This is a genomic window from Frankia tisae (assembly GCF_025403405.1).
Lineage (GTDB): Bacteria > Actinomycetota > Actinomycetes > Frankiales > Frankiaceae > Frankia > Frankia tisai.
Genome location: NZ_JANEZT010000345.1, coordinates 1 through 7,214, shown reverse-complemented (window position 1 = coordinate 7,214; position 7,214 = coordinate 1). Strand labels below are relative to the sequence as shown.

Here is a 7,214-nt window from a genome sequence, read left to right as displayed (position 1 = left end):
GCCCGGCCCATCCGGCTTGTCCGGCCTGTTCTGCTTGTTCGACCCGTCCGGCCTGTCCGACCCGTCCGGCCAGAGCGGCGTCGGCCGGAGGCGTTGCTGGCGACGACATCACGGCTCCCTGCGCGATCACGGTTCCCTGCGCGACGGGTTTTCCCCACGCGAGGAGTGTTCCTGCCGGCGGGGACTTACGCCGGTGAGGCCCCACGCGCAGGGGTCCCCGCGTGGCGGGTCCCCACCCCAGCTGCCCCGGCGCGGCGGCGCCGGCAGGCGGGTCAGTGCTTGTCGGGGCTTGTACCGGCCGCCGGGGTTTCGCCGCACTGGACGACGACGAAGCCTCCCCTGCCGGAGTACTCAATCTGCGCGAGTTCCCCGGAGCTGCGCCCCACGAGATTCCCCATCTTGAAGGTGGAAACGACACGGGTACGCACGCCCGCGGTCCAGGCGACGGCCGCGTCCCGATCGACACACACCGGCTCGTCCGTCGGAAGCACCAGGGGAGAACCCAGACAGAGCACGGCCACCCCGCCGGTGCCGGAAACCTCGGTGTTGAACACCCCACCAGCGATCATCGCGCCAATCCCGCCCGAGGTCGTGGTCACCTTGTAACGCACCCCGGATTCCAAGGCGAGCAGGCTGCGGCCGTTGACCGTCAGGCTGTCCCGGTCGAGCGTGAAGATCGAGATATGGCTGCCCGACTCGGCGAACCAGACGGTCCCCCGGCCCGTGACCCGCATCAGGTCCTGGCCCTCGCCGGTCACCGCCCGCCGCAGGAATCCACCCACGCCCTGTCCCTTGTAGGCGAAGTCGAGCTTGCCCCGGTAGGCCACCATCGACCCCTGCTTGGCGTACGTCTGTCCACCGTCGAGGCGGACCCGCAGCATCCGGTCGCCCTCCTCCAGGGCGAACGGGGGACCCGCGGGCTGACCGTTCGCGAACTGTCCCAGCGGGTGTGTCATGCCTCCATTGAACGCCGCGGTACGCACGCGTTCGGACGCTTCGTCCCGATACCGGTCGCCGCGAGAGTGTGCGCACCCCGGAACGGGGGACATACCGGTTATTAGATTCCTTCACTGAAACGGTGTGCTATGCGAGCTCCAGGTGCGGCGGTCGCGTTCTTTACCGTCCTGCTCGTCGGAGCCGGGGTCGTCGGCCGGCAGACGTCCGTGGACGGTCGATGGGGCTACGTGGCGGTGGTCGTCGTCGCCGCGCTGGCAGCGAGCCTTGCCGCGCGCCTGATCCCCGGCCGCCATCACGGTGCCGTCGAGCTGGACTGCCCGCGCTGCCGCGGCGAGGGGCAGGCCTTCTACGGCACGGGCCGCGAGACCTACCGGCGCCGCTGCCGTGCCTGCCACGGGCGGGGCTCGGTGCGGCCGGGCAAGGCGGGTACGGCCCGCTGGCCGGTGCCGGTGCCGGAGACGGCCGACGGCCCGTCCGCCACGCCGCCGGTGGAACCAGCGAGGGAACCGTCGTCCGCCCACTGACCGCGGCAGCGGCGCCTCAGAGCAGCATGAGCAGCATCCCGCCGGCCATGACCAGCCGGGATGCGACGGGGGTGATCGGCGCGGGGACGGCATCCCAGGCCGGCCAGGCCCGGCGCAGCAGCGGGCCCCCGACGGCCGCGGCCGCGGCCACGGCGAAGACGACGGCGAACCAGCCGGACAGGTCGCCGCGGTCGCCGAGGTCACCCACCGGCCACCGGCCCGCGTGGGCCATGCACGCCATCGCCAACGTCTCGACGACGAGCATCGAACAGCATGACCACTGGGCCGGCTCGCAGCAGGCGGGGTTCGTCAGCACGAGGGCCAGGAACACCCCGGCGAGGGCGAGGTAGGCGAGGGCGAAGGCACCCGAGGACGCCAACCCGGACGGACCGACGAACATGATCGCCATGCCCACCGCGACGATCGTGTGACCGATCTCCACCGGCACGAACACGGCCGACCGACCCCGCAGCACCCGGCGGGCGAACGCCGGGACGTGGTGCGCCCGCCCCTCGTCGGTGACGATCCGGGTCGCGTGGAACAACGCGACGATGCCGGTGGCGACGGCCGCGGCAAGTGCCACGGCCGCGGGAAGCTGCTGCGCGGACAGCGCCGCAGAGTGCTGGTGCGTCACCGCGGCGGGCGGCGGATGCCGAACACCCGGCCGCAGGTGCGCAGTGTGCCCCGACCCGCGGCCCACCCGCTCCCCCCGCGGGGCAGGCCGCCGGGCATCTCAGCCCACGCCCAGGGCGAGTTCCGCGTCGACGAGCTCGGTGATGCGGCCGGTGCGCGCCTCGTCGACGATGACCTGGAGCTGCTCGACGCTCATCTGGATCCGCTGCCCGAAGTCGTCGGTCAGCACGATGCGGCGCTCGGCGGGCGCGGTGTGGTCGACGAACAGCTCCGGACAGCCACAGCTGCACTTTCCACAGAAGGTCAGGACGTGACGGGAGCTCTCGGCTGCGGGCATGTCGACTCCTGGATCGGGGGAGGGAGCGATGGCGCCAGTTTAGGATCCGCAGATCCAGGTGTCCTAATGTTCACCAGGTTTCCGGCAGATGTCGTTTTTTTCACTACCGTTTGCTTAGGGACAGTCGCCGCGCATCCCGGCCCCGCCGCCCATGTGCGGGTGGTCGTGGCCCATGTGCGGGTGGTCGTGGCCCATGTGCGGGTGGTCGTGGACGACCGGCGGGCACAGGTTCTCCTTGACCACCCGGGAGCTGACCCAGCGCAGGAGGTTCTGGGCGGAGCCGGCCTTGTCGTCGGTCCCCGACCGGCGGGCCCCGCCGAACGGCTGGCGCCCGACGACCGCACCGGTCGGTTTGTCATTGATGTAGAAGTTGCCGGCGGCGAAGCGCAGCAGCTCGTCGGCCCGCGCGATCGCGGCACGGTCGGTGGCGACGACCGCGCCGGTCAGCGCGTAGGCCGACGTGCGGTCCACCAGGCGCAGGACGTCGTCCCAGGCGTCCGGCCGGGAGTCGTCGTAGACGTGGACGGACAGGATGGGGCCGAACAGCTCGCGGGTGAACCACTCCCGGCCCGGGTCGGTGCCGACCAGGATCGTCGGGCGCACGAACCAGCCGACCGCGTCGTCGCACTGGGCACCCGCGAGCACGGTGACGGTGGAGTCGCTGGCGGCGCGGGTGCAGGCGGCGGCGAGCCGGGCGTAGGCGCGGGCGTCGATGACGGCCCCGGTGAAGTGGTCGAAGTCGTTGACGTCGCCGACGGACAGGGCCTCGGTGGCCGCGGCGAGCTCGGCGTCCATCCGCCGCCACAGGCTCGCCGGGACGTAGGCCCGCGACGCCGCCGAGCACTTCTGCCCGCTGTACTCGAACGCACCGCGGACCAGCGCCGTGCGCAGCACGTCGACGTCGGCCGAGGGATGCGCGACGACGAAGTCCTTGCCTCCGGTCTCCCCGACGATGCGGGGGTAGGAACGGTAGCCGTCGAGGTTGTCCGCGACGGCCCGCCACAACCGGGTGAACACGGCGGTGGAACCGGTGAAGTGCACGCCGGCGAGGTCGGGGTCGGAGAACACGACGTCGCTGACCGGCTCCCCCGAGCCGCCGACGAGGTTGATGACCCCGGGCGGCAGGCCGGCGGACTCCAGCAGCCGCATGAGCAGGTGCGCGGCGAACGCCTGCGTGGGCGCGGGCTTCCAGACCACCGTGTTGCCCATGAGCGCGGGGGCGGTCGGCAGGTTCCCGGCGATGGCGGTGAAGTTGAACGGCGTGACCGCGTAGACGAATCCCTCCAGCGGGCGCAGGTCGAGGCGGTTCCACTCGCCGGCGGCGCTGCGCGGCTGGTCGTCGTGCAGCTCGGCGGCGAACATCACGTTGAACCGCCAGAAGTCGATCAGCTCGCAGGCGGCGTCGATCTCGGCCTGCTGGCAGGTCTTGGACTGGCCGAGCATGGTGGCGGCGTTGAGGGTGTCGCGCCAGGGTCCGGCGAGCGCGTCCGCCGCCCGCAGGAACACCGCGGCCCGACCGGTGAAACCGAGCTCGCGCCAGGGTCTGGCGGCCTGTTTCGCCGCGGCGACGGCGGCGGCCGCGTCGGCGTGGGTGCTCTCCCGCAGCGTGCCGAGCACCCTGCGATGGGCGTGCGGCTGGACGACGTCGCGCGGCGGCCCGCCGCCCGGTCGGTGCTGCCCCCCGATCGTGTTGGTCAGCTCGAGATGCTCACCGCCCAGGCGGAGCAGTGCCCGGCGCAGACCCGCCCGCTCCGCCGAGCCCGGGGCGTAGGTGCGCACCGGTTCGTTGTCGGCCGCGAGCACCCATCCCGCGCTCACGCGCCGCGCCGGCTGCCCAGCGCCCGCACGGCCAGCAGCAGGTTGGCGGGCTTCTCCACGAGCCGTCGGGTCAGGTAGGGCACGCTGTCCGGGCCGTAGGGCAGGTACACGCGCACCGTCGCCCCGGTCGCGGCGAGCCGCCGCTGCTCGGCGGGGCGCACCCCGTACAGGAGCTGATATTCGTAGGTCGTCGGCGCGCGGCGCAGCTCGGCCGCCAGCCGGCCGGCGACGCCGATCAGCGCCGGGTCATGGGTGGCGATCATCGGATGCCCCGGGCCGGCAAGCAGGATGCCCAGGCAGCGCGCGTAGGCGGCGCGAACGGCTGGGCGCCCCCGGTGCACGGTGCCGGCCGGCTCCCGGTAGGCCCCCTTGCACAGCCGTACCCGCGAGCCGGCCCGGGCCAGGTCTCGGCAGTCGGCCTCGGTGCGCAGCAGCTGGGCCTGTACCACTGCGGCGACCGACGGGAAGTCCCGGCGCAGTTCGACGACCGTGTCCAGCGTCGCGTCGGTGGTGGTGTGGTCCTCCATGTCGACGGTGACGGTGGCGTTCACCGCCGCCGCCCGGGCGCAGATCTCCGCGGCGTTCTCGTAGGACAGCTTGCGCCCGTCGCGCGCCACGGCCTGCCCGAGGGCGGACAGCTTGACCGAAACGTCGAGCCCGGCGGCGAGGCCCGCCCGGTCGGCCAGGTCGAGCAGCCGCAGGTAGGCCAGCACGGTGGCGAGCGCGTCGTCCGGCTGGGTGACCCCCTCGCCGAGCAGGTCGACCGACGCCCGCAGGCCGACATCGGCCAGCCGTGCGGTCGCGGCGACGGCGTCGGCGTCGGCGGGGCCGGCGACGAACCGGTCGACGATGCCGGCGGCGATCGGGCCGCGGGCGAGCATGGCACGCGCCGGCGGACTCGCGACCAGGCGGGGGACGAGGCGGCGGATCACCCTGCCCCCCTCAGCGCAACAGCAGGCGACGATGCGGACACGACTAGTAGCGTTGCGTAGTCGGCGTGTCCTGTCCAGCCCGGCACCGAGCTGGAATCTGCTGGTCGCCTTCGCGGAGGCGACCGCCACCGCATCGGGTGCCGTCAGCGGACGGCGAATCCCGCGTCGACGGGGAGTTGTACACCGGTGAGGTACCTGGCGGAGTCGCTGACGAGCCAGGCCACGACTTCGGCGATGTCGTCGGCCTGGAGGATCTCGACGGGCAGCGCGTTCTGCATGGCGGCCAGGCCGGCCGTGTTGGTCGCGACAAAGTCGAGAAAGGCCTGGTTGTTGAGCATTCCGGTGGAGACGCCGGTGGGGTGAATCGTGTTGACCCGGATGTTGTGGGGGGCGAGGTCGTTGGCGAAGACCTGCATGAGCCCGACGAGGCCGCGTTTGGCCGCGGCGTAGGCTTGGCCGCCGGCAGCGTCGGTGCCGGTGCCCTTGAGGCCGGCGGTGGAGCTGGTGATGACGATCGATCCGCCCCGGCCGCCCTCGACGAGGGCTGGAATCGCGACGCGGCAGGCATTCCAGACGCCGGTCAGGTTCACGTCGATGATGTCATGCCATTCGGCGACCGGGTCGTCCTCGGTGAAGCGGATGATGCCGGCGTTGGCGATCACGATGTCGATGCGGCCGAGCTCGGTGAGGCCCTCGTCGAAGACGGTCCGCAGGGCCGCCTGGTCGCGGACGTCGGCGACCCGGGTGAGGATTCGCCCTCCCTCGGCCTCGACGAGCTTCTGGGTCTCGTCGAGGTCGGCGCGGCTGGCGTTGGGGTAGCTCATCGACGGGATGTCGGCGCAGATGTCCACACCGATGATCGCGGCGCCGTCGCGGGCGAGGCGCAGGGCGTGGGCTCGCCCCTGGCCGCGGGCGATGCCGGTGATGAAGGCGACCTTGCCGGACAGGTCAGAACTCATCGTCGAAGTCCTTTACGCAGAATGGTCGCGGGGGCGTCCGGGGACCCCGCCTGCAGATGGTCCGGCAGCCCTACCGCCAGGGGCGTTCACATGCTTTTCGGCACGAAAACAGCGGTTTTCGGAGTCGCCAGAATTTTGCCGAAGACGGCAGATTGTGTCAAGGGTCACAATCTGTCCTGCGCGGTCCGTTCAGAGCCGGCGCAGGTTGGTCAGGACGCGGTCGAGCAGCGCCATCGCGGGCGCGCCGGTGGGCATGGTCAGTTGGGAGATGTCGACGAGCCGGTCGGCCGCCGCGTCGGCGACGAGAACCCGCACGACGCCCACCGGCAGGCGCAGCGCCGCGGCGATCTCGATCACCGACTGCGGCTGCACGCACATCGCGACGATCGACTTCTGTTCCAACAGCAGCGCGGGCAGCCGCGCCAGGCCGAACGGCGTCGTGGTCACCATGGCCTCGAGCGCGAGCAGGCGGGCCGGCCGCACTCGGCCACGGGTCGCCGTGTACGGCCGGACGAGCTCCCCCGACGGCTCCGCCGCGTCCCCGTTCATCCGTTCACCCGCTTCCCCGAGGCCATGGCTGTCACCGGCGGCCGGGCGGCGTCAAACGCTCTCGCGCGTGTCGGCCCGCCGCGCCGGGGTCAGCGCCTCTCGGGTGCGGGCGACGAGCACCGTCATCTCGTACCCGACCAGCCCGATGTCGCAGGTACTCGTGGCGAGCACCGCCAGGCAGGATCCCTCGCCGACGGCCATGAGCAGCAGTGAGCCCTGCGCCATCTCGACCACCGTCTGGGTCACCGAGCCGCCGTCGACGAAGTCCGCGGCCGCCAGGGTCAGGCTGAACAGCCCCGAGGCGATGGAACCGAGCTGTACCGCCCGATCGCGGGGGAAGCCGCTGCACACCGCGAGCAGGTGACCGTCCGAGGACGCGAGGATCGCGTTCGCCACACCGGGGACGAAGTCGACGAAGCTGTTGATGAGCCAGTCGAGTGAGGGGTTGTCCGGATCCGCGTCGGTCACGGCTGTCCTCCAGGCTGGGGGTTCGGGGGGACGGGAA

At 72.1% G+C, this 7,214-nt stretch carries 9 protein-coding genes; 1 reads left to right on the top strand and 8 read right to left on the bottom strand.

Annotated features, from left to right (window positions below):
• Positions 1-272: 272 nt before the first annotated feature.
• The gene (locus NBZ85_RS24890; RefSeq protein ID WP_261555544.1) at positions 273-956 is read right to left on the bottom strand and encodes an AIM24 family protein; all 684 of its coding nucleotides are present in this window, start codon (positions 954-956) and stop codon (positions 273-275) included.
• Between the two features lie 129 nt (positions 957-1,085).
• Here NBZ85_RS24890 and NBZ85_RS24885 point away from each other — a divergent pair, with 129 nt between their 5' ends.
• On the top strand, positions 1,086-1,481 hold the full coding sequence (locus tag NBZ85_RS24885) for a cytochrome C (protein WP_261555531.1): 396 nt from the start codon (positions 1,086-1,088) through the stop codon (positions 1,479-1,481).
• A 16-nt stretch (positions 1,482-1,497) separates the two neighbouring features.
• On the opposite strand, the gene NBZ85_RS24880 is transcribed toward NBZ85_RS24885, so the two are convergent.
• The 7 genes from NBZ85_RS24880 to NBZ85_RS24850 form a co-directional block, all read right to left on the bottom strand.
• The gene (locus NBZ85_RS24880; RefSeq protein WP_261555530.1) at positions 1,498-2,181 is read right to left on the bottom strand and encodes a DUF5134 domain-containing protein; all 684 of its coding nucleotides are present in this window, start codon (positions 2,179-2,181) and stop codon (positions 1,498-1,500) included.
• Positions 2,182-2,214: 33 nt separating this feature from the next.
• Complete coding sequence (locus NBZ85_RS24875; RefSeq protein ID WP_261555529.1) at positions 2,215-2,451, bottom strand: hypothetical protein; 237 nt, start codon at positions 2,449-2,451, stop codon at positions 2,215-2,217.
• Between the two features lie 114 nt (positions 2,452-2,565).
• On the bottom strand, positions 2,566-4,269 hold the full coding sequence (pruA, locus tag NBZ85_RS24870; protein WP_261562690.1) for an L-glutamate gamma-semialdehyde dehydrogenase: 1,704 nt from the start codon (positions 4,267-4,269) through the stop codon (positions 2,566-2,568).
• On the bottom strand, positions 4,266-5,201 hold the full coding sequence (locus NBZ85_RS24865) for a proline dehydrogenase family protein (protein ID WP_261555527.1): 936 nt from the start codon (positions 5,199-5,201) through the stop codon (positions 4,266-4,268). Before NBZ85_RS24865 ends, pruA begins: the two co-directional genes overlap by 4 nt.
• Positions 5,202-5,344: 143 nt before the next feature.
• On the bottom strand, positions 5,345-6,160 hold the full coding sequence (locus NBZ85_RS24860) for a mycofactocin-coupled SDR family oxidoreductase (protein WP_261562689.1): 816 nt from the start codon (positions 6,158-6,160) through the stop codon (positions 5,345-5,347).
• A gap of 189 nt (positions 6,161-6,349) precedes the next feature.
• On the bottom strand, positions 6,350-6,709 hold the full coding sequence (locus tag NBZ85_RS24855) for a DUF742 domain-containing protein (protein WP_261555525.1): 360 nt from the start codon (positions 6,707-6,709) through the stop codon (positions 6,350-6,352).
• A gap of 51 nt (positions 6,710-6,760) precedes the next feature.
• The gene (locus tag NBZ85_RS24850) at positions 6,761-7,177 is read right to left on the bottom strand and encodes a roadblock/LC7 domain-containing protein (protein ID WP_261555546.1); all 417 of its coding nucleotides are present in this window, start codon (positions 7,175-7,177) and stop codon (positions 6,761-6,763) included.
• Positions 7,178-7,214 lie beyond the last annotated feature (37 nt).